Origin of the sequence: Phocaeicola paurosaccharolyticus JCM 15092 (assembly GCF_000613805.1) — a bacterium.
GTDB lineage: Bacteria > Bacteroidota > Bacteroidia > Bacteroidales > Bacteroidaceae > Phocaeicola > Phocaeicola paurosaccharolyticus.
Genome location: NZ_BAJR01000001.1, coordinates 142,493 through 165,889, shown reverse-complemented (window position 1 = coordinate 165,889; position 23,397 = coordinate 142,493). Strand labels below are relative to the sequence as shown.

The window sequence follows — 23,397 nt, the reverse complement described above, 5'->3', positions numbered from 1 at the left end:
ATTTACACCTTGTTAACGATGGAAGAACTTCTACATTACACATGGAAGTACAAATTATATCCACCTTATGGACTTGTAACTGAAAAAGGTCAACAACTGGAGATAATTGATCCAGGACTGCACAACTCTGATGCCGGCCCTGATTTCTTTAATGCAAAAATCAAAATAGATGGAATTTTATGGGTCGGAAATGTAGAGATACACAATTCTACATCTGATTGGTATAAACATCATCATGATAAAGAACACTCATACGACTCTGTTATACTGCATGTCGTTAGTCGTATAGATGGGAAGACATTATCAAGTGAGGGAAGAGAGATACCGCAACTCCAGCTTGATTGCCCTAAACATATTATTGACAACTTTCATGAGCTCATAAACAGCAGTAAATATCCGTCATGCTTTAAAATAATCCCATTCCTGGATAAAATGATGATACACTCCTGGCTCAACTCACTATATGTTGAAAGGCTTAATCAGAAGAGCAAAGCTATATCGGAGCGAGTAATAAGAAAAGATAACAATTGGGAAGAAGCTTTATTTGTAACTATAGCACGTAACTTCGGATTCGGACTTAATGGAGATGCATTCGAACTATGGGCAAACAGAATACCCTTAAAGGTTATTCAGAAGCAGAACGACTCTCTACAGCAGATAGAGGCTCTATTTTTCGGACAGGCAGGCCTTCTGGAAGAGGAACAAGGCGACAGATATTATACGGAGCTGAGAAGAGAGTACAACTTTTTACGAGCAAAATATTCGCTCACTCCTATTGATGCTGCAAAGTGGAGATTCTTAAGGCTGAGACCAAATAATTTCCCATACATACGCTTATCTCAACTGGCAGTTCTATATCATAATGTACAATCAATGCTCTCTAGGATAATAGATGCTGACGATACTAAAAAGATATATTCAATATTCAGCTGCGGTGCTTCTGAATATTGGAACAATCATTTCTCCTTTGGAAAGGAGACAACCTCTGTGCCCAAAAGCATCAGCAAGTCATCAATATCCCTAATAATAATAAATAGTATTGTCCCTATACTATACTCATATGGGAAACACAGAGGCGATGAGACTCTTTGTGAAAGAGCTATAACACTATTGGAGAGTACAAAGCCTGAATACAACTACATAACAAGGATATGGGAAGAGTGCGGCATAAAAGCTGAAAATGCTGCCGATTCTCAAGCAATAATACAACTCAAAAAAGAGTATTGCGACAAGAAAAAGTGCTTATACTGCAGGATAGGTTATTTCTATCTGAAAACACATCATTAAAGCAGCTTAAAGACACCTCCTACTAGAGAGATTACTACTCCTTTCATCTCAAGTTCAAAAAGAATAGCACTAATAACGTTGACAGGCATATCTGCATCAACTACTATCTTATTAATCTGCATACCTTCGGGATTTTTCAAAAGTATATTGATTACCATCCTCTCTTCTTCAGAAATCTCAGGAAACAATTCTCCCTGAGCCTCCTTCTTAACCTCTTTTTTCTCCCAACCAAGACTAGACACAACATCCTCCGCAGAAGTTACCAGAACAGCTTTGTTATCCCTTATAAGTTTGTTACACCCTTTAGAATATTCCTCATTTACACCTCCAGGAAAGGCTAGACACTCACACCCATAGCTATCTGCAATATCTGCTGTTATAAGAGCTCCACCTTTTATAGCCGACTGAATAATAACTACAGCATCACTCATACCGGCTACAATCCTGTTACGCTTGATAAAATTATGCTTCTCAGGACGAGTTCCACTTATAAATTCGGTAAGGAGTCCACCGTTACTCATCATATCTATTGCAGTCTTCCTATGCGTTGAAGGATAAATCCTATCGAAGCCATGTGCCAAAACTGCTATTGTCGGTAGTCCATGATGAAGTGCTTTTCTATGTGCAAGTATATCTACACCATATGCTAAACCACTTACAATTACGCAATCGGGAACCATTTCAGACAACTCTTCGACAAATCGTGTACAAATAACATTTCCATATGAAGAGATATTCCTGGTACCTACCACACTTATCATGTGTAGCGAGTTTAGATCGCAATTCCCCCGGTAAAAAAGGACAATAGGAGCATCATCACATTTTCTTAGCCTGGAAGGATAGTTTTCACTCTTTAATGTGAGACAAGAAATCTTATTCTTTTCAATAAAATTAATCTCATTCTCTGCAATTTTGAGAGCTTCATGAGAGTTTAAGGCCTCCTCTAAATGTTTTGAGGATACCCCAAGTACATCCGAAATATTAAGTCTATTATCAAACACAGCTTTTGCGCTTCCAAGACTCTTTATTAGATTATATGCACCAATATTCCCTATCCCTTTAATTTTTGTCAAAGCAATAGAGTATAGTTCCTCATCTCCCATTATTATTTTGATTTTATTTCAGATATGGAGAAAAGACATCATCAAATATAGATGTTGATGATAGCTTACCATTAACTACACATACCGTCTCGACTGTAGCCTTCATTACAGGCTTCATATCACTTAGTCTGAATATATCTTGGTAGAATACATACTTTATTCCCTCTTTCTTAAGATATAGCTTAGAAATGAATTCATCGCCACTTCTCAAAGGGGTCTTAAATGCCATAGAAATACGAGCAACTACAGGGTCAACTCCTTCATCATGAAGTTTAGCAAAACTAAGTCCTGCCGATTCAAGGAATTCATGACGCGTATGCTCTATATAATGCTGGTAATTAGCATTATTTACAATGCCTTGAAGGTCGCATTCATAATCGCGAACTTTCATCGTTAATTGATAAATATACTTTTCCATTAAACAAAGATATAAGAAAAATGATTTCTTTTGCAAAAAAATAATTAATATGAAAATTTACTCAGCTCCTTTACAAGGTTTTACAGAGGCTCCTTGGAGAAACGCACACGAAAAATATTGCGGTGGCATAGATGCTTATTTTGCTCCTTTCATACGTTTAGAGAAGAGTGCTGAGGATAAATTACCTGTCAGAAATAAAGACTTAAGAGACATAGATCCTGAAAATAACAGTGTAAGATGTTTGGTGCCACAAATTTTAGCATCACAGAAAGAGGAGTTCAGAATATTGACTGATATAGTTGTTGAAAGAGGTTACAGATGGATAGATATAAACTTTGGATGCCCTTTTCCTATGATTTCCAAGCGCCATAAAGGCTGCGGTATATTGCCCTACCCAAAAGAGGTAGAGGAGATAATGGCTGAGGCTGAGAAATATCCCGAGATAGAGTTCTCTGTAAAGATGAGACTGGGCGCTGAGAAAAACGATGAATGGAGAGAGGTGTTGCCTATTTTAAATGAGACTAAACTTAAAATGATAACCATTCATCCAAGGACGGGGAAACAACAGTATAAAGGAGATATAGATATAGACAATTTCGAGGCATTCATGAATGAGTGCAAACACAATCTTGTATACAATGGGAACATTTTAGAGGTTGCTGATATTTCCTCAATAGAGGAGAAATATCCCTCACTCTCTGGTATTATGATTGGAAGAGGATTGCTAGGTAAACCGTGGTTAGCTGCTGATTATAAAGACCGTGCATCACACGTAGAAGAGAGTGTAGATAAGATCGTGCGAATGCACGACGATATTTTTAATATCTATAGCAATAGACTCCAAGGAGATAGTCAGATACTCAACAAGATGAAATGTTTTTGGGAGTATATCATACCCAATATTGATAAGAAAAGAGGAAAAGAGATTAAGAAGAGCATTACTTTAGAGAAATATATTCAAGCGGTAAACAATTATAGAAGAGGGTGATCTCTTTTTTAAGTAGCCAAAATAGATTTCAACAATTGCATAACATAGCAAAAAAGCCCCGGTAAATTATACCGGGGCTAGTTATATGATTTAACTGTAAACAGTATTAATCTTTAAGCTTTGCTGAAATGAACTCACGGTTCAAACGAGCGATGTTGCTAATTGAAACACATTTTGGACACTCAGCCTCGCATGCACGTGTGTTAGTACAGTTACCGAAACCAAGTTCGTCCATCTTGCTCAACATAGCTTTAGCACGACGAGCAGCCTCAACCTTTCCTTGTGGAAGGATAGCAAGCTGGCTAACTTTTGCTGAAACGAAAAGCATAGCAGAACCATTCTTACAAGCAGCTACACAAGCACCGCATCCGATACATGCAGCAGCATCCATAGCTTCATCTGCATCCTTCTTTGCAATAGGAATTGCATTTGCATCAGGAATACCACCTGTGTTGATAGAAACATAACCACCAGCCTGCATAATCTTATCGTAAGCACCACGGTCTACCATAAGGTCACGGATTACAGGGAAACCGGCAGAACGCCATGGTTCAACAGTGATTGTATCACCATCATTGAAACGGCGCATATAGATCTGGCAAGTTGTTACAGCTGTTGCTGGTCCATGTGGGTGTCCATTGATATACATTGAACACATACCACAAATACCCTCACGACAGTCATGGTCAAATACAATTGGTTCTTTGCCCTCTTCAACAAGCTGTTCGTTCAAGATATCCATCATTTCCAGGAATGAAGTATCTCCTGGAATATCTTTCATTTGGAATGAATCAAAATGGCCTTTCTCTTTAGGACCTCTTTGACGCCATACTTTTAATGTGAAACTTATATTTTTATCCATTTTTCTTTCAATTAATAATTAAGACTTATAATTACGTGTCTGAACCTTTGTAAATTCATAGTTCAAATCTTCTTTTATAAGTTCAGGAGCCTGTCCTTCACCCATAAATTTCCAACAAGCTACATAAGAGAACTTGTCATCGTGACGAAGAGCCTCACCTTCTGGAGTCTGATGTTCTTCACGGAAGTGACCACCACAAGACTCTTCACGGTTAAGACCATCGTAAGCCATCAACTTACCAATCTCAATAAAGTCGGAAAGGCGTAATGCTTTTTCAAGTTCAACATTAAGAGTATTTGCCTCACCTGGTATACGAAGTTCTGTCCAGAACAACTTCTCAACCTCTTTAAGTTTAACAAGTGCTGTCTCCAAAGATTCTTTAGTACGTCCCATACCAACGAAGTTCCACATTATGTGTCCCAACTCTTTATGAATAGAGTCTACAGAACGAGAACCCTTGATATTCATAAGTTTGTTGATCTTATCAGAAACCTCTTTCTCAGCCTCTGCAAACTCAGGAAGGTCTGTAGAGAAACGAGGAACCTGAATCTGGTCAGACAAGTAGTTCTGAATTGTATATGGCAATACGAAGTAACCATCAGCAAGACCCTGCATAAGAGCAGAAGCACCTAAGCGGTTAGCACCGTGGTCAGAGAAGTTAGCCTCACCGATTGCATAGCAACCTTTAATTGAAGTCATAAGTTCGTAGTCAACCCAAATACCACCCATTGTATAGTGGATAGCTGGGAATATCATCATTGGAGTCTTATATGGATTCTCATCTGTGATCTCTTCATACATATCGAAGAGGTTACCATAACGAGCACGAACAACATCCTCACCAAGACGTTCTATTGCATATTTGAAGTCAAGGAATACTGCAAGACCTGTGTTGTTTACACCGAAACCGGCATCACAACGCTCTTTTGCTGCACGTGAAGCAACGTCACGTGGAACAAGGTTACCAAATGCTGGGTAACGACGTTCCAAGTAGAAATCACGATCTTCGTCTGGAATATCATTAGCTTTCTTTGTACCTTCCTGAAGAGCCTTAGAATCTTCAATCTTCTTAGGAACCCAGATACGTCCATCGTTACGAAGAGATTCAGACATAAGAGTAAGCTTAGACTGTTTGTCACCGTGGACAGGAATACATGTTGGGTGAATCTGAGCAAAACATGGGTTAGCAAAGTATGCTCCTTTACGGTAAATCTGCATTGCAGCAGAACCATTTGAGCCCATTGCATTTGTTGAAAGGAAATATGTATTTCCATAACCACCAGTACCGATAACAACTGCATGAGCAGAGAAACGTTCGACAGCTCCTGTAACAAGATTACGTGCAATAATACCACGAGCACGACCCTCTATAATTACAATGTTGAGCATCTCATAACGAGTATATAGTTTTACGTTACCACGTTGTACCTCACGGCTAAGAGCTGAATATGCTCCAAGAAGAAGCTGCTGTCCGGTTTGACCACGGGCATAGAATGTACGGGATACCTGAGCACCACCGAAAGAACGGTTGTCAAGTAAACCACCATATTCGCGAGCGAAAGGAACACCCTGAGCTACGCACTGGTCGATAATAGAGTTTGATACCTCAGCAAGACGATAAACGTTAGACTCGCGTGAACGGTAGTCACCACCCTTAATTGTATCGTAGAAAAGACGGTAAACAGAGTCACCATCGTTCTGATAATTCTTTGCTGCATTGATACCACCCTGTGCTGCGATAGAGTGAGCACGACGAGGTGAATCTTGAATACAGAAGTTCAATACTTTGAAACCTAAAGCACCAAGTGATGCAGCTGCAGAAGCACCAGCAAGACCTGTACCTACAACGATAACGTCAAGACGACGCTTGTTAGCAGGATTTACCAATTTCTGATGAGCTTTATAATTGGTCCATTTTTCAGCCAAAAGGCCTTCAGGAATTTTAGAATCTATATTAGCCATAATATTTTTACTATTTTAATTTATAATTCGAATTTTAGCAGTAAGAACCGCACAAAGCGTAATAAACTACTACAGCAACAAAACCTAATACAACTAATGTAGAATAGATGTTACCAATCATTTTCCAACGTTCAAACCAGATTTTGTTGTTCCATCCCAAAGTCTGCAATGCACTCCAGAAACCATGAGTCAAGTGGAACCACAAAGCTGCCAACCAAACTATATAAAGAACTGAATAAACAGGGCAACCGAAAGTATTCTGAATGTGATAAACACCGTCTGCAACGTATGTTGTATCTACATTGATACCCAACATATGCAATACCTCTGGTAACTGCATTTTTGCCCAGAAATTAAAGAGGTGCAATCCTAATCCAAGAAGGATCACTATACCCAAAGCAAGCATGTTCTGAGAAGCCCACTCTACGTTTTTAGGTTTCTCATTTACAGCGTAACGTTCTGTGCCACGAGCTGCACGGTTTTGCATAGTGAGCCAGAAAGCATACACTATATGAATTACTACCAAGGCTCCTAATCCTACAGTAGCTACCAGCGCATACCAGTTAGCTCCCAAGAACTCACAAATCATGTTGTACGCCTCTCCAGAGAAGATTGCAACAAGATTCATCGCCATGTGAAACGTCAAAAACAGGATAAGGGCGACACCAGTGACACTCATCACCACTTTCCTTCCAATAGATGAATTACATAACCACATAAATGATTGATTTTAAATTATTTAATAGTTTATACTGATTTTCTCAGAAAATTAAGATTATTTGTTGGCAAAATTAAAGCAAAACAATCGATAATACAAGATATTAAAGAAATAATTCCGTAATGGAAACCTTTTTATTTAAAAACAGAATATATACAAAATCATTGATCCCAAATATAATCACCATTTATTAATTTCAATGGATTAATGGTAACTATATGACTAATTATAAGAGGCATTTTGCAATTAATATCTTTTTATGAAGATTAAAACATTATTCTACTGAAGACCATTAATTCAATTTTATTTACCATGATAAAATCAATATTAATTACATTTGCACAAAATATAGTATATGATCAAAAAAGTATCAATCTTATTAACACTGTTGCTTATAACCTCATTTAAATGCAACGCACAGAACTGGGATATTAATACACTTAATAAAATAAATGAATGGGAGATCCACGGTGCAAGTAAGGTCATATCGAATACAACGCCTATAATTACTATTGGGCTACCCTCTGCCATGGGAATATATGCATTGATTGAGAAAGACAAACCTCTTTTGAAAAAGGCTATATATATTGGCACTTCCGTTATAGAAGCAGTAGGAATTAGCTATGTTACTAAAGAGATAGTGGACAGAGAACGTCCATTCCTAAAATACCCAAACAAGATTACCCCATATGGGGCTTCAGGAATAAAGAGTTCATCTTTTCCATCCAGTCATACTGCTGCAGCGTTCTCACTTGCAACATCTTTAAGCATAACCTATCCTAAATGGTATGTAATTGCTCCATCTGCAATTTGGGCAACAAGTGTAGGTATCGCAAGGATGAATCAGGGAGTTCACTATCCAAGTGATGTAATTACCGGAGCTGTTATAGGAGTTGGGTGTGGTTTTTTAAATATCTATGCTAACAGATGGCTTAATAAAGTTCTTTTCGATGAATAATCTTGACAGGATCTGTTTTTAAGCTATCTGATTCCTATCTTGAAACTTTTTCAGACAAAACAAAAAGATATAAATAAAACAATGCTAAAGCAAAAAGTAATTTTATCACAGCTTATACTGTCATAAAATTACTTTTATTATTCTATTGAGCATATTTATATCACTTTAAGAGACGATAAAAACAGCTAATAATTTAATTTTTTTCAACCCCTTCGGGATTACCCGTAAATATAGAACTCTAAAAGGTTTTTTATATACCTGATAAGGTCTCATGGTCAACAGCTATATTAAGTGTAAAATTTCCATGAAGTGAAATGCTATCTGAAAACTAAAAAATCTTCATGAAGGGAAAATAAAAATTTCATGAGGAGAGAGAATAAAGATGTCATAAGGAAAGAATAGAAATGTCATAAGGAGACAATAAAAAATAAGATACCCCAAAAGTTTTGTATCAAACTTTTGGGGTACAGTTATCTTTTGGAGGTTATATAAAATAGAGCTACTTTTTCTTTTTCATAAAAAGTTCATCAAAATTCGGAGCTTTCATAAGTTCTATAGCTTTACTTACACTCTCGTTGGTCTGGTTTATCACATGATAATATTCATTCATGTCCCAAAGGTCACGAGCTATTAATGCTTTAAGTTGTAGTTTAAGAAGCGGCAAAGATTCAGTATACTCTTTCTCATTCAACTCTACATTTGCCTTCTTACCCTCATCAACCAATGATGTCAGCATTGCAGGAGTAACCTCAAATTTCTTATTATATAGGTCGAAATCGCCATACATCTTTTTAAGGGCTTTTCTATTGGCATCAATATATTTATAATGAAAGCTCATAATTACCCCTTTATTACTCAGGTCACGATGATACTTAGTATACTTTGTTGTATCAATTGGAACAAAGTAGTCGGGCATGATACCTCCTCCTCCATAAACGACTCTTTTAAGTTTCTGAGTAGCGTATTTCAATGAATCAGGGAAATGAATGCTGTCGGCACTAATCATCTCGCCTTTGTTATATCTGTCTATTATATCCTTATTATATTTCTCTATGCTCTCGTAAGGCTTCTGTATAGACCTTCCTGCAGGAGTATAATATCGGGCAACTGTCAGCCTAATCATTGAGCCATCCGGAAGATCAATAGGGCGTTGCACAAGTCCTTTACCAAAAGAACGTCGCCCAACAACAAGTCCTCTATCCCAATCCTGTATGGCACCTGTTACAATCTCGCTAGCTGAGGCAGAAAACTCATCGACAAGAACTATTAGCTTGCCATTTTTGAACATGCCGTCTCCCTTTGCAAAGAACTCACTCCTATTACTTTTCTTTCCCTCTGTATAAACTATGAGTTCCTTCTTATCAAGAAGTTCATTTGCTATATTAATTGCCGCATCCAAGTAGCCTCCTCCATTACCTTGAAGGTCTATTATAAGGTCTTTCATCCCCCTCTTTTGCAGTTCAGTGAGTGATTTTTTGAACTCATCATGAGTAGTTGCACCAAATCTGTCTATCTTGATATATCCAATCTTATTATCAATCATATAAGAAGCATCGACACTGTAAACAGGTATCTTATCTCTTTTAATTACAAAAGGAAGAAGCTCTTTAACTCCACGACGAAGTATTTTAAGATTCACCTTTGAGCCTTTAGGACCACGAAGACGACTCATAATATCCTCGGTGCTCATCTTTACACCTGCAATGGTGGTATCGTTAACCATTATTATCCTGTCGCCTGCTATTATCCCAGCCTTCTGAGAAGGGCCGCCGGATACTGTCTGTATGATAAGAAGAGTGTCTTCGGACATATTAAACTGTACTCCTATACCATCGAAGTTCCCTTTCAACGGCTCATTCAATTTCTTAACCTCTTCAGAATTTGAGTATGTAGAATGAGGGTCAAGCTGTTCGAGCATCTTCACTATAGCTGTTTCAACAAGTTTATCTTCATCTACTTGGTCAACATATAGATTTGATATTGCAAACTCTGCAATTTGCAGCTTACGTGATGGAGAAGCAGAAAAAGGAGATGACTGCTGTGCCTCTGCGCTTATAGAAAAAAAGCAGGTACACAGACCTGCAATAATATATTTAAAATATCTCATAATCAGTCTATTTTCATATTCCTAGGTAAAAATGGAGAAACATCTTTACCAAAATGTAACAGTTCTCTTACAATAGTTGAACTTACAGAAGTAAGCTCCGGCTCAGTAAAGAGAAGTATAGTTTCAACGCCTGATAATTTTCTATTTATATCGGCTATTGTCTCTTCATACTCAAAATCATGAACAGTACGTATTCCTCGAACTATGAACTTAGCATCGTGTTTAATAGCAAAGTCGACTGTTAGTTCGCTATATGCCTCAACCTTTATCCTTGGGTCATCTTTATAAAGTTCACGAATCATCTCAAGTCTCTTATTAAGAGGGAAGAAAGTCTTCTTGTTTTCATTTTTACCTATCCCGATAATTATCTCGTCCATGAATGTAAGCGTTCGCTCTACTACAGAGTAATGACCTATAGTAAAAGGGTCGAATGTACCTGGGAATATAGCTCTTCTCATTTAATCCTATTTATTTTCAATATCTTTCAAAATATCCTCTTCTACAACAAGATTATCAATAATAAAATTCTGACGTTCCATAGTGTTCTTTCCCATATAGAATTCAAGAAGTTCCTTTACTAAGTCAGTTTTTCTCAATGACACCTTATCAAGACGCATATCTTTTCCAATGAAATGTTTAAACTCATCGGGAGAGATCTCACCAAGGCCCTTGAATCGGGTTATTTCTGGATTTGGTTGCAGTTTCTCTATAGCAGCCAATCTCTCATCGTCTGAATAGCAATATATTGTCTCATAAACACCTTTCTTCCTGTTACGAACACGGAAGAGCGGAGTCTGAAGTATATAGACATGTCCTTTCTTAATCAAATCCGGGAAGAACTGAAGGAAGAATGTTATCAGAAGCAGACGTATATGCATACCATCTACATCGGCATCGGTAGCAACAATAACCTTATTATATCTCAACCCTTCCATGCCATCCTCAATATTTAGGGCAGCTTGAAGAAGATTAAACTCTTCATTCTCGTATACAACTTTCTTTGTAAGCCCGAAAGAGTTAAGTGGTTTTCCTCGTAAGGAGAATACTGCTTGAGTATTAACATCACGGCTCTTTGTTATTGAGCCACTCGCAGAATCACCCTCGGTTATGAAAATACAGCTATCTTCCTGCTTTTCTCCCTTTACATCGCTAAGATGGAAACGGCAGTCACGTAGTTTACGGTTATGCAGATTTGCCTTCTTTGCTCTCTCACGAGCCAGTTTTGTAACACCTGCAATAGCCTTCCTCTCCTTTTCCGACTCCTGTATCTTCTGCAACATTACATCGGCAATATCGGTATTCTTATGGAGATAGTTATCTACCTCAGTCTTTACAAAGTCTCCAACGAATTTATTGACACTTGGGCCGCCAGGGTACATATTTGCAGAACCTAGCTTAATCTTGGTCTGGCTCTCAAAAAGAGGCTCTTCAACATTTATCGCTACTGCAGCAACAAGTCCGTTACGTATATCTGAATAGTCGAAGTTTTTATTGAAATATTCCTTGATAGTCCTTGCAATATGCTCCTTGAAAGCACTCTGGTGGGTACCACCCTGAGTAGTATGCTGACCATTAACAAAGGAATAATATTCCTCTCCATACTGGCTGGTATGAGTGAAGGCAATCTCAATATCCTCGCCTTTGAGGTGTATTATAGGATAAAGACCAGTAGAGGTCATATTATCATTGAGGAGATCGACGAGACCATTTCTTGAAATAATACGCTGCCCATTAAAGATAATCGCCAATCCTGTATTCAGATAGGTATAATTTCGAAGCATAGTCTCTATGAACTCTGCTCTGAAACTATAGTTCAAGAAAAGCGTATTATCTGGTTCAAAAAAGATAAAAGTACCATTGAGTTCTTCAGTATCTTCTGCCTATCGGAACGGAGTTCACCTTTAACAAAATCAGCAATTCTGACTTTTCCATCACGATAACTTCTTACCTCAAATCTAGAGCTAAGCGCATTTACAGCTTTTATACCAACACCATTAAGTCCAACACTCTTTTTGAAGGCCTTACTATCGTATTTACCTCCTGTGTTTAGTACACTAACAGCTTCAATAAGTTTACCTTGAGGGATACCTCTACCATAGTCACGGATAGATACCATGAGATTATCTTCTATCTCAATCTCTATTCTTTTTCCTGATTGCATCTTGAACTCATCGATACTGTTATCGATAACCTCTTTAAGCAATACATATATACCATCTTCAGGATGTGATCCGTCACCCAACTTTCCGATATACATACCTGGTCGGGTACGTACATGCTCCATATCACTCAAGTGGCGGATATTTTCATCAGTATATTCCACTTGAGCGGTCGTTATCAGTAAATCGTTTTCTTCAATCATCACATCTTAATAAATTAAATAGCTTTTTTAAATGCACGACGGCGTTTGTGCTGTACGGCTTCAAATGAGTCCCATTGGGCCTGTACCTTCTTGTTATCTTCAAGTTCAGGATTCGACTCTCCATATTCGAATCCCATCTTCTGATATGTAGAGATAAGATCGCAGAATATTAATGAGTTGACACCTTTACTTTGATATTCCGGTTTTACGGCAACCAGCAGCAGATCAAGCACTTTAGGTCGCTTAATGAACAAGCTTTTCAAAAGATAGTACCATCCAAAAGGCAACAATCGTCCTTTTCCTTTCTGAAGAGCCTTAGAAAGTGAAGCCATTGATATACCACATGCTATCAACTCTCCATTCTCATCCTCAACAAGGCTTATCATCCTTAAATCAAGAATCCCAAGATACATCTTCACATATTGGTCAATCTGTCCTTGAGTCATCTTTGAGTACCCGTAAAGGAGTGCGTATGCCTCGTTTATCAAATCGAATATCTTTTGGCCATATTTGCCTTGCTTTATCTCCTTGCGGTTCTTTAGCTTCTTTATCTTAAGCTTATATTTCTGAAGAATAAGCTGCGAGATACGTATATATTTGTCAGGAAGTCTATCGGGAACAGTCAATTTAAACTCTACCCAGTCGGCATCTTTCTCGAATCCCAGCTTTACCATGTGCTCGGGATAATAAGGATAGTTATATATAGTTGCCATTGTGCTAAGCTGATCAAAACCTTCAATCAACATACCTTCGGCGTCCATATCAGTAAATCCAAGAGGTCCAATCATGCTTTCCATACCCTTTTCACGCCCCCAGTCTGCTACGGCATCGAGCAAAGCTTTTGAAACTTCTAGGTCGTCGACAAAGTCTATCCAACCAAACCGGACATCTTTCTTGTTCCATGTTTCATTAGCACGATTGTTTATAATAGCGGCAACGCGGCCTACTAATTTGCCATCCTTATATGCCAAGAAATAGTCAGCTTCACAAAATTCAAAAGCCGCATTTTTCTTAGTATTATAGGTATTAAGCATATCGTCATACAAATCTGGAACAGAATAGGGATTGTTCTTGTACAACTCGTAATTGAAACGTATAAAAGTCTTAAGGTCTTTCTTGTTGCTGACCTTTTTTATAACTACAGCCATCCTCTGATTAATAAAAATTTGATGTAAAGATAAAGTTTTTTTGTAAAATACTCATTCTTTACTTTTGGATTTTCAATATTATTAAAAAGCCTGTTTCTCAATTCTTAAATTAATAATTTTGTAAAGTATCAATTTAAGAATAGCCCTAAGACTAAATAACTAATCCAGGGCTATTCAATATATCACTATTCCTCTTTATGAATTATCGGCTGAAGACAACGGAATCTTCAACACCATTGTCGTCAACAACCTTAAATGTATCACTATCAGACTTGAATGAAATAGGTTTGAAATTCCATACAACTCCTGTATCCTCACCAGAGCCAGTCATTGTCTCCACCTCTTTCCCATTTTGATATAGTGTAAGCTTTTTAGCATTACTATAAACCTTAATATTTAATGGCTCATCTGCAAGACGTTTTGTAAAGCGACGACTTGTTATATAAACAGTAGGAACTTTTTCATTCCATAAAGATTTATAGAAGTAAAATACATCTTTTTTTACCTTTCTATCTCGTGTAACCAGACCTTTATCATTAGTAAATTTCCTAAACTCACTCTCTGTAAAAGTTTCTCCATCAGAAGTGTCCATATAGCCCTCTAGACGATCTGCAACAGGAAAATCGAAGAAAACCCATACGGATGTAAAGTTAAGGAAAGGCATTTTAATAATTTGACGCCAATATGTTTCATGGAATAGGTTACCGAACTCCTCGTCATGTCTGTTACCTCCCATGCCCAACTTTGTTGTCTTCATTGGATCTAAAGTATGGCAGAAAGGATTTATACCGACTCCATATTCGGACACATTTACAACTCCCATCTTTTCATGATTACTCCTCATATCTTTTTCGAATTCCTCCATCTTTCCATAATACCATCCATTATACCTGTTTTCAGAGTAGAAATCTCCTTTAAGAGTATTATATCCAGGACGCATATAATTGGAGTCATCAGTCATGCCAACGCTACGATAAGGATCAAGTTTCTTAGCATAATCATATAGTAAATCTGTCTCTTTAACTGCTCTATCAGCGTCAAGACTTCCTTGGAATCTATTATCATTACCCCATGAGTCAATTTCATTCCACATACCCCACATAACAATACTTGGGTGGTTGTATAGGTTTGAAATCATCTCTTTCATCTGTTGGTGTATGTTCTCAAAATAGCTTTTGTCAGCCTTCACACCGCAGACATTAACCCAAGGGATTTCTGTCTGAACAATTATACCAAGTTCGTCACATTTACGAAATGCATAGTCATTATGAGGATAATGTGCCAGACGTAGGAAGTTACATCCTATTTCTTTCACAAATCCATAGTCTGTATCAAAATCCTCTTTTGTAAGAGCAGAAGCCTTATTATCCCAATCCTGATGCATGGCAACACCTCTCAACGGGTATAGTCTACCGTTAAGAAAGAAACCTTTATCCTTATCCATAGAGTAGAACCTATACCCTACTTTGTCGAGATATTATCAAGAACTTTTCCATCACTATCAGATATTACTATAGAGAGATCATATAGGTATGGATCATCTACGCCATCCCATAGATGAGGATTTTTAATTGTAAAGTTTCTCTTAAAGAGTATACTATCCGAAGGTAGTACCACGACCTTTCTATTCTCTTTATAACATATATCTCCATCGCTGTTCTTCAAAGAGAGTTTAACTGTAAGGCTTTTCTTCAGAGAAGATGAGTTCTGAATCAGCGTCTCAACAGTTGTTTCGGCCTTTTTCCTATCTACAACAGGAGTAGATACATGCATACGGTAAAGGCCATAATAAAGTGGAGAAAAATAGACCTTTCCCATATCCAGCAGATAGACCGGATTATGGAGACCATTATTCTTATTGAAGTCCGAATGAACAGGGATAAGATTAGCATCTAAACCATTATCACACTCCACAATAACTTCATTACTTCCTGTTTTAAGTTTATCATTAAAAGAGATAACGAATGGAGTATAACCTCCTTTATGATATGCTACCTGCTTTCCATTAATGCTAACTTTAGCTGCCTGAGCTGCTCCTTCGAAAAGTAAATAGAGGTTGCTGTTCATCATCTCCGGAGTAACATCAATAATTTTCTTATAATAACTTTTACCACGGAAATAGCTTGCCGAACGGCCGTCAATAGCATTGCATGAGTGAGGTACGGTTACATCAGTCCACATCTCAGGCACATTTTTTGCGAACTTCCACTTATCAAGATTATATACTTTGTTTGCTAAATTCTGAGCTAGAACATTACAAAATGGGAATAGTAATAGCAGTGATAAAGGATATAAAAATTTGATTTTCATATTATTATTAGGTTTCGTTTCCCAAAATTATCAATATCTTAATTATAATAAAAAGAAAAGCTATATTTTTGTAACTCAACAAAAGAAAAAGATAAAATGGTATTGAATTATATTTGGATTGCTTTCTTCGCTATAGCATTTGTCATTGCACTAGTTAAACTAATAATCCTGGGCGACACACAAGTTTTTCCAGATATAATTAACTCAACCTTTTCATCATCTAAAGATGCGTTCGAAATCTCTTTAGGCCTTACAGGAGTATTGTCGTTATGGTTAGGAATAATGAAAATTGGTGAGAAAGGTGGAGTGATAAACTTTTTTGCACGCATTCTCTCACCACTATTCTGTAAACTTTTCCCAGATATACCTAAGGGACATCCAGTTACAGGAAGTATCTTTATGAATATTGCCGCAAACATGCTTGGGCTCGACAATGCAGCTACCCCTTTAGGTCTGAAAGCGATGGAGGGACTTCAAGAGCTTAATCCAAAGAAAGATACTGCTAGTAATCCTATGATTATGTTCTTAGTTCTAAATACATCAGGTTTGACAATTGTTCCAATAAGTATAATGGTCTACAGAGCACAATTAGGAGCAGCACAACCTACTGATGTTTTTGTGCCTATCCTATTGGCCACTTTCTTCTCAACACTAGCCGGAATTATCGCAGTAAGCATATATCAGAAAATAAACCTTTTTAATAGGACAATAATGCTCTGCCTAGGATTTCTTAGCCTTGGCGTTGCCTCACTGATCTATTTCTTCACAACTATATCTAAAGCGCAGATCGATGTTTTAAGCACAACCTCAGCAAATGTAATCTTGTTCGTTATAATAATAGGATTCATATTTGCAGGAATAAGAAAGAAGATAAATGTGTACGACACCTTTATTGAAGGAGCTAAGGAAGGATTCACAACTGCAGTAAGGATTATACCATACCTGATAGCTATTTTAGTCGGAATTGGAGTTTTCCGCGCTTCAGGAGCTATGGACTATATAATAACAGCTGTTTCGGATACTATTCATTTTTTTGGTGTAAAAAACGATTTTGCTGGTGCCCTACCAACAGCATTGATGAAGCCATTAAGTGGAAGCGGTGCAAGAGGATTAATGGTAGATGCCATGAGCAGTTATGGAGCCGACTCATTTGTTGGCAGACTCTCTTGTATCTTCCAGGGCTCTACAGATACTACATTCTATATTCTGGCTGTTTACTTTGGCAGCGTAGGAATATCTAAAACTAGACATGCTGTATCAGCAGGACTAATTGCTGACCTTGCCGGAGTAATAGCTGCTATATTAATCTGTTACCTATTCTTCGGATAAAAACTTCTATAAAAATATTATCTTTTTTAAAAAGACATTTTCATTTATTATACTCAACTTCAAGTGTTTTAAGTAACTTTGTGGCCGAAATCAAAAATGATATGTAATAATGATAATTTTTCAGACAGATGATATAGAAATGCCTCTTATTAATGAAGCAATAGTATCCGAATGGGTAAAGCAAGTGGCTTCTACATATCAAAAAAGATGTGGCAAAATAGCATATATATTTTGCTCCGACAATAAAATACTTGAGGTAAATCGAGAATATCTCCAGCACGATTACTATACAGATATAATAACTTTTGATTACTGCCGTGGTGATGTAATCTCGGGAGATCTTGTTATTAGTCTTGAAACAGTAAGGAGTAACTCAGAGATGCTTGGGGTTTCTTATGAGAGAGAGTTGGATAGAGTTATCATACATGGAATTCTCCATCTATGCGGAATCAACGACAAGGCTCCTGGTGAGAGAGAGATTATGGAGAATGAAGAGAATAAAGCATTGGAATTGCTGAATAAAATCCGAGGATAAATTTTATAATTATGGAATTTAAATATGACGTCATAGTTATTGGCGCAGGACATGCCGGATGTGAAGCTGCAGCGGCAGCTGCTAATCTAGGTTCAAAGACCTGTCTGATTACTATGGATATGAATAAAATAGGTCAGATGAGTTGTAATCCAGCTGTCGGGGGCATAGCTAAAGGACAGATTGTTCGAGAAATTGATGCTCTCGGTGGATACATGGGACTAGTTACTGACAAGACCGCCATACAATTCAGGATGTTGAACCGCTCTAAAGGACCTGCTATGTGGAGCCCAAGAGCGCAATGTGATAGAGGAAAATTTATTTGGGAGTGGAGATATATTCTCGAGAACACTCCTAACCTAGATATATGGCAAGATACAGTTGAGGAAATACTCGTTGAAAATGGCGAGATTATAGGACTTACTACCTGTTGGGGAGTTACATTCTATGCTAAATGTGTAGTCCTTACTGCTGGAACTTTCCTCAACGGACTAATGCATATCGGTCATAAGATGCTTGAAGGTGGAAGATGTGCAGAACCTGCATCATATCATCTTACAGAGTCTATAACAAGACATGGCATAACTAACGGAAGGATGAAAACCGGTACCCCGGTGAGAATAGACGGAAGAAGCGTGCATTTTGACATGATGGAGACACAAGATGGAGAGAATGATTTCCATAGTTTCTCTTTTATAAGCAAGCCACGCCAACTTAAGCAGCTTCCTTGCTGGACAACCTATACTAACAATGAAGTCCATGATATTCTGAGAAAAGGTCTACCCGATTCTCCTCTTTTCAACGGGCAAATACAAAGTATCGGTCCTCGTTACTGTCCAAGTATTGAGACGAAGATTGTAACTTTCCCAGATAAAGGGCAACATCAGCTGTTTTTGGAGCCTGAAGGAGAAGATACACGCGAGTTGTACCTTAATGGTTTCTCTTCATCACTGCCTATGGATATCCAGCTTGCGGCATTGCAAAAAGTCCCTGCTTTCAAGGATATAGTTATATATCGCCCAGGATACGCTATAGAGTATGACTATTTTGATCCTACCCAACTTAAGCATTCGTTGGAATCTAAAATTATAAAGAATCTGTTCTTTGCAGGACAGGTTAATGGTACCACCGGATACGAAGAAGCAGGAGGTCAAGGTATAATTGCAGGTATTAATGCACACATAAACTGCCATGGCGGAGAACCATTCATTCTTGGAAGAGATGAAGCATATATTGGTGTATTAATCGATGACTTGGTGACTAAAGGAGTTGACGAGCCATATCGTATGTTTACTTCACGTGCTGAATATAGAATTCTTTTAAGGCAGGATGATGCAGATGCACGACTTACAGAAAGAGCATACAAGCTTGGCCTAGTCAAACAAGATAGATACGATGCGTTTTGTAAGAAGAGAGAAGAGATTGATAAAATCGTAAATTTTGCAAAGAAATTCTCAATTAAGCCGGATTTAATTAACAATGCATTGGAGAGCATAGGTACTACTCCACTCTCACAAGGATGCAAACTAATTGAGCTTCTTAACAGGCCCCAAATTACAATAGAGAATATAGCTCCACATATCGATTCATTCAAAAATATTATTGAATCTATTGATCAAAAGAGAGATGAGATAATTGAAGCTGCTGAAGTTTTGATGAAATATAAAGGATATATAGAGAGAGAAAAAATTATAGCAGATAAAATTCAGCGCCTTGAATCGATTAAAATTAAAGGAAGATTTGACTATGAGTTATTACAATCTCTATCGACTGAAGCAAGACAAAAATTAAAAAAGATAGATCCAGAAACTCTTGCACAAGCAAGCAGAATACCGGGTATATCTCCTAGCGATATAAACGTTCTATTAGTCCTTTTAGGACGATAGCGAACCTTTGTTTCACGTGAAACAAACAGATTAATATTAAACAATAAATAACTGGTTATGAGAAAAGAAACACTATTAAATAACTTAAGAGAAATACCAGATTTTCCTATACCTGGAATCTTATTTTATGACGTCACTACTCTATTTAAAAATGCTGAATGTTTGAGAGAGATGATAGACGCACTTTATGAGATATACAAAGATAAAGGTATAACAAAGGTTGTAGGAATCGAGTCTAGAGGATTCATACTAGGAGGAGCTCTTGCAGAGAAACTGGGAGCAGGATTTGTTATGGTTAGAAAACCTGGTAAATTACCGGCAGAGGTTATAGAAGAGACATACACTAAAGAGTATGGTACAGATACAATTCAGATACACAAAGATGCAATCGACGAAAATGATGTTGTATTACTTCATGATGACCTTCTAGCTACAGGAGGTACAATGGCTGCTACCTACAGATTAGTAAAAAAATGCGGTGTAAAGAATGCTTTTATCAATTTTATAATAGAACTTGAAGAGCTCAAAGGAAGAGATACATTCCCTAAGGAAGTTGAAATTGAGGCTCTGCTTAAGCTATAATAATATACTTACAAGAGACATAGCACCCATATTACAAAGAAAAGATGTGAATAGCATTAATAGCTTAAGCATCAATATTCTTTGCAATATGGGTGCTTTCTATCTACAATAGTATTTACGCCATTGTATAAAACATTTTAATTTTTGGAATCAAGAGGCTATTATATTAGTAAATTTGCAGATATTGCAAAACCGACAACATAGGTCATATATGAAGAAAGAAGAGCCCGAATATAAGAAACATCTTAAAGGAATTGTCCTTAACCTCCCAGAAACTCCGGGAATATATCAATATATTGATGAAAACGGAACTATTATATATGTAGGTAAAGCAATTAACCTGAAAAGAAGGGTATCTTCATATTTTCAGAAGAATCAGAAGAGTATAAAGACCAAAAGGCTTGTAAACAATATACGTGATTTAAAATATATTGTTGTCAACAATGAAGAAGAGGCCCTCTTACTTGAAAACAATCTTATAAAAAGATATAAGCCGCGATACAACGTTCTTCTTAAGGATGACAAAACATATCCTCTTATTTGCATAACAAATGAATTCTATCCTCGCATATTCGTTACAAGAAGACGTTTAAAAGGTTTAGGAACTTATTATGGCCCCTACACTTATTCAGCTCCACTTGTTGCCGTAATGGGACTAATAAAGCAGATATATTCTATGCGTAGATGTCAGCTACAACTTACTCCTGAAAGAATTAATCAGGGTAAGTTCAAGTTATGTCTTGACTATCATATTAAGACTTGTAAAGGTCCGTGCTGCGGTCTTCAGTCACATGAGGATTATATGAAGGATGTAAGCGAAATAAAAGAGATCCTAAGAGGTAATACACAGACTCTTCTTGATCTTTTGATGGATGAGATGAAATCACTATCCCAACAGATGAAATTCGAAGAGGCACAGATCTTAAAAGAGAAATATGAATTAATAGAAAGCTATAGAGCTAAAAGTGCTATAGTAAACTCATACATAAATGCAGATGTGTTTACAATAGAGATGAACGAAAATATTGGCTATATAAACTATCTTCATATAACCAATGGAGCGGTAAATCAGGCTTTCACTTTCGAGTACAGAAAGCAACTTGACGAGAGTGAAGAGGAGTTACTTCAACTTGGTATAATTGAGATGAGAGAGAGGTACGGAAGTAAATCTCCAGAAATAATTGTGCCTTTCAAGGTCTATATGAACCTCGCAAATACGACATTCACAATACCACAAAAAGGCGAGAAAAAGAAACTTCTTGAACTATCGCTTATGAACGTTAAACAATACAAACTTGATAGGTTAAAACAGGCTGAGAAGTTAGATCCTGACCAAAAAAGGATTCGTCTATTAAAAGAGATTCAAGATCAGTTGAAACTCGCCAAGTTACCAGCGCAAATAGAATGTTTCGATAACTCCAATATATCAGGTTCAGATGCAGTAGCTGCTTGCGTTGTCTTCAAAATGGGTAAACCAAGCAAGAATGACTACCGTAAATACAATATAAAAACTGTGGTAGGTCCTGACGATTATGCTTCAATGAGAGAAGTTGTTGGTAGGCGCTACAAACGAATAATTGAAGAGGGAGGGACACTACCAGATTTAATTATTACCGATGGTGGTAAAGGCCAAATGGAGGTTGTAAGAGAGGTCATAGAAGATGAGTTGGAATTAAAGATACCAATTGCCGGACTGGCTAAAGATAACAAGCATAGGACCTCAGAGCTTCTTTATGGTTTTCCACCAGTAGTTATAGGTATAAAACAGTCGACACCCCTATTCCATCTGCTTGAAAATATACAAAACGAAGTACATAGATTTGCAATAAAATTCCATCGCAACAAGAGAAGTAAGAGCCAGATAGCATCTGTACTAGATAATATCAAGGGGGTTGGCCAGTCACGTAAAGAAGCTTTGTTGAAAGCATTTAAGTCAGCTGCAAGAATAAAAGCTGCAAGCGAAGAAGAGATAGCAGCAGTGATAGGCAAAGCCGCAGCTAAAAATATAAAAGAAAAGCTGAATGGAGATTCATAAAATATGTATCTTTGTTTTGAATAGATTATTAGATTATGAGACTAGTTATTCAGAGAGTTAGCCATGCTTCAGTGACTATAAATGGAGTATGCAAGAGTGCAATTGGCAGAGGTTTGATGATACTTATAGGCATTGAAGAGGTTGATAATAAAGATGATGCAGAGTGGCTCGCAAGGAAAGCTGTTGGTTTGAGAATATTTGACGATGAGAATGGAGTAATGAATAAATCAATAACCGACACTGATGGTAATATACTAGCTATCAGCCAGTTCACACTATTCGCTTCGTATAAAAAGGGAAATCGGCCATCATATATCAGAGCTGCATCCCACGAAGTAGCAATACCGCTATACGAACATTTCTGCAAACAACTCAATGAACTATTAGGAAAGGAAATTGGAACCGGAGAATTCGGCGCAGACATGAAAGTTGAACTTCTCAATGACGGACCGGTTACTATATGTATGGACTCAAAAAATAAGGAATAATGACAATTGAAGAGGCACAGAGATACGTTGATGATTGGATTAAGGAGTATGGAGTTAGATACTTCAGCGAACTTACCAATATGGCTGTCCTTACAGAAGAGGTTGGCGAACTTGCCAGAGTAATGGCTCGGAAATATGGAGATCAGTCCTTCAAGGAGGGTGAAAAAGATAATATAGCAGATGAAATGGCAGATGTTCTTTGGGTACTTATCTGTCTTGCCAACCAGACTGGGACCGACCTAACAGAAGCTTTCAGAAAGAATATTGAAAAGAAAACAGATAGAGATAAATTCAGACATAAAAACAATCCAAAATTATAAAA

At 37.3% G+C, this 23,397-nt stretch carries 20 protein-coding genes and 1 pseudogene; 10 read left to right on the top strand and 11 right to left on the bottom strand.

Annotation, left to right across the window (positions count from 1 at the left end):
* Nucleotides 1-18 precede the first annotated feature (18 nt).
* Nucleotides 19-1,287, top strand: coding sequence for a DUF2851 family protein (locus JCM15092_RS00655; RefSeq protein WP_024992971.1), 1,269 nt, complete (start codon nucleotides 19-21; stop codon nucleotides 1,285-1,287).
* Here JCM15092_RS00655 and dprA read toward each other — a convergent pair.
* Nucleotides 1,284-2,390, bottom strand: coding sequence for a DNA-processing protein DprA (gene dprA / locus JCM15092_RS00650; RefSeq protein WP_024992970.1), 1,107 nt, complete (start codon nucleotides 2,388-2,390; stop codon nucleotides 1,284-1,286). The two genes, JCM15092_RS00655 and dprA, sit on opposite strands and share 4 nt — an antisense overlap.
* A 13-nt stretch (nucleotides 2,391-2,403) precedes the next feature.
* A complete protein-coding gene (locus tag JCM15092_RS00645) occupies nucleotides 2,404-2,808 on the bottom strand; it encodes an acyl-CoA thioesterase (protein WP_024992969.1) in 405 nt (134 codons plus the stop codon).
* A 49-nt stretch (nucleotides 2,809-2,857) separates the two neighbouring features.
* Here JCM15092_RS00645 and JCM15092_RS00640 point away from each other — a divergent pair, with 49 nt between their 5' ends.
* Nucleotides 2,858-3,796 carry a tRNA-dihydrouridine synthase family protein gene (locus JCM15092_RS00640; protein WP_024992968.1) on the top strand — a complete coding sequence of 313 codons (939 nt, stop codon included), beginning with the start codon at nucleotides 2,858-2,860 and terminating at the stop codon, nucleotides 3,794-3,796.
* 106 nt (nucleotides 3,797-3,902) lie between these two features.
* On the opposite strand, the gene JCM15092_RS00635 is transcribed toward JCM15092_RS00640, so the two are convergent.
* Genes JCM15092_RS00635 through JCM15092_RS00625 form a run of 3 tightly spaced genes read right to left on the bottom strand, consistent with a single transcriptional unit; the run spans nucleotide 3,903 to nucleotide 7,338 of the window.
* A complete protein-coding gene (locus JCM15092_RS00635) occupies nucleotides 3,903-4,658 on the bottom strand; it encodes a succinate dehydrogenase/fumarate reductase iron-sulfur subunit (RefSeq protein ID WP_024992967.1) in 756 nt (251 codons plus the stop codon).
* Between the two features lie 18 nt (nucleotides 4,659-4,676).
* Nucleotides 4,677-6,620 carry a fumarate reductase/succinate dehydrogenase flavoprotein subunit gene (locus JCM15092_RS00630; RefSeq protein WP_024992966.1) on the bottom strand — a complete coding sequence of 648 codons (1,944 nt, stop codon included), beginning with the start codon at nucleotides 6,618-6,620 and terminating at the stop codon, nucleotides 4,677-4,679.
* A 34-nt stretch (nucleotides 6,621-6,654) separates the two neighbouring features.
* Nucleotides 6,655-7,338 (bottom strand): fumarate reductase, encoded by a 684-nt coding sequence (locus JCM15092_RS00625; RefSeq protein ID WP_024992965.1) that lies wholly within the window; start codon nucleotides 7,336-7,338, stop codon nucleotides 6,655-6,657.
* 355 nt (nucleotides 7,339-7,693) lie between these two features.
* Between JCM15092_RS00625 and JCM15092_RS00620 the strand changes: the two genes are divergently transcribed.
* Entirely contained in the window at nucleotides 7,694-8,296 is a 603-nt protein-coding gene (locus JCM15092_RS00620) for a phosphatase PAP2 family protein (protein ID WP_024992964.1), read from the top strand.
* A 499-nt stretch (nucleotides 8,297-8,795) separates the two neighbouring features.
* On the opposite strand, the gene JCM15092_RS00615 is transcribed toward JCM15092_RS00620, so the two are convergent.
* From JCM15092_RS00615 to JCM15092_RS00590, 6 genes and pseudogenes are all read right to left on the bottom strand, one after another.
* Nucleotides 8,796-10,403 (bottom strand): S41 family peptidase, encoded by a 1,608-nt coding sequence (locus JCM15092_RS00615; RefSeq protein ID WP_024992963.1) that lies wholly within the window; start codon nucleotides 10,401-10,403, stop codon nucleotides 8,796-8,798.
* 2 nt (nucleotides 10,404-10,405) lie between these two features.
* Nucleotides 10,406-10,861, bottom strand: coding sequence for a pantetheine-phosphate adenylyltransferase (coaD, locus tag JCM15092_RS00610; protein WP_024992962.1), 456 nt, complete (start codon nucleotides 10,859-10,861; stop codon nucleotides 10,406-10,408).
* A 6-nt stretch (nucleotides 10,862-10,867) separates the two neighbouring features.
* Nucleotides 10,868-12,765 (bottom strand): annotated as a pseudogene (locus tag JCM15092_RS14460) (DNA topoisomerase IV subunit B).
* Nucleotides 12,766-12,779: 14 nt separating this feature from the next.
* Nucleotides 12,780-13,913, bottom strand: coding sequence for a hypothetical protein (locus JCM15092_RS00600; RefSeq protein ID WP_024992961.1), 1,134 nt, complete (start codon nucleotides 13,911-13,913; stop codon nucleotides 12,780-12,782).
* Between the two features lie 202 nt (nucleotides 13,914-14,115).
* Nucleotides 14,116-15,357 carry a glycoside hydrolase family 2 TIM barrel-domain containing protein gene (locus JCM15092_RS00595; protein ID WP_024992960.1) on the bottom strand — a complete coding sequence of 414 codons (1,242 nt, stop codon included), beginning with the start codon at nucleotides 15,355-15,357 and terminating at the stop codon, nucleotides 14,116-14,118.
* Nucleotides 15,358-15,374: 17 nt separating this feature from the next.
* Complete coding sequence (locus tag JCM15092_RS00590; RefSeq protein ID WP_024992959.1) at nucleotides 15,375-16,223, bottom strand: sugar-binding domain-containing protein; 849 nt, start codon at nucleotides 16,221-16,223, stop codon at nucleotides 15,375-15,377.
* 96 nt (nucleotides 16,224-16,319) lie between these two features.
* Between JCM15092_RS00590 and JCM15092_RS00585 the strand changes: the two genes are divergently transcribed.
* From JCM15092_RS00585 to JCM15092_RS00555, 7 genes are all read left to right on the top strand, one after another.
* Nucleotides 16,320-17,552: a nucleoside recognition domain-containing protein gene (locus JCM15092_RS00585; RefSeq protein ID WP_024992958.1), complete on the top strand. Its 1,233-nt coding sequence runs from the start codon at nucleotides 16,320-16,322 to the stop codon at nucleotides 17,550-17,552.
* 109 nt (nucleotides 17,553-17,661) lie between these two features.
* Complete coding sequence (ybeY, locus tag JCM15092_RS00580) at nucleotides 17,662-18,087, top strand: rRNA maturation RNase YbeY (RefSeq protein ID WP_024992957.1); 426 nt, start codon at nucleotides 17,662-17,664, stop codon at nucleotides 18,085-18,087.
* A gap of 11 nt (nucleotides 18,088-18,098) precedes the next feature.
* Nucleotides 18,099-19,970: a tRNA uridine-5-carboxymethylaminomethyl(34) synthesis enzyme MnmG gene (gene mnmG, locus JCM15092_RS00575; protein ID WP_024992956.1), complete on the top strand. Its 1,872-nt coding sequence runs from the start codon at nucleotides 18,099-18,101 to the stop codon at nucleotides 19,968-19,970.
* Between the two features lie 57 nt (nucleotides 19,971-20,027).
* Nucleotides 20,028-20,552, top strand: coding sequence for an adenine phosphoribosyltransferase (locus tag JCM15092_RS00570; protein ID WP_024992955.1), 525 nt, complete (start codon nucleotides 20,028-20,030; stop codon nucleotides 20,550-20,552).
* Nucleotides 20,553-20,763: 211 nt separating this feature from the next.
* Entirely contained in the window at nucleotides 20,764-22,587 is a 1,824-nt protein-coding gene (gene uvrC / locus JCM15092_RS00565) for an excinuclease ABC subunit UvrC (protein ID WP_024992954.1), read from the top strand.
* Nucleotides 22,588-22,622: 35 nt separating this feature from the next.
* A complete protein-coding gene (gene dtd / locus JCM15092_RS00560; RefSeq protein WP_024992953.1) occupies nucleotides 22,623-23,075 on the top strand; it encodes a D-aminoacyl-tRNA deacylase in 453 nt (150 codons plus the stop codon).
* Nucleotides 23,075-23,395, top strand: a complete 321-nt coding sequence (locus tag JCM15092_RS00555; protein ID WP_024992952.1) for a nucleotide pyrophosphohydrolase — start codon at nucleotides 23,075-23,077, stop codon at nucleotides 23,393-23,395. The genes dtd and JCM15092_RS00555 overlap by 1 nt, the downstream gene beginning before the upstream one ends.
* The last annotated feature ends 2 nt before the right edge of the window (nucleotides 23,396-23,397 follow it).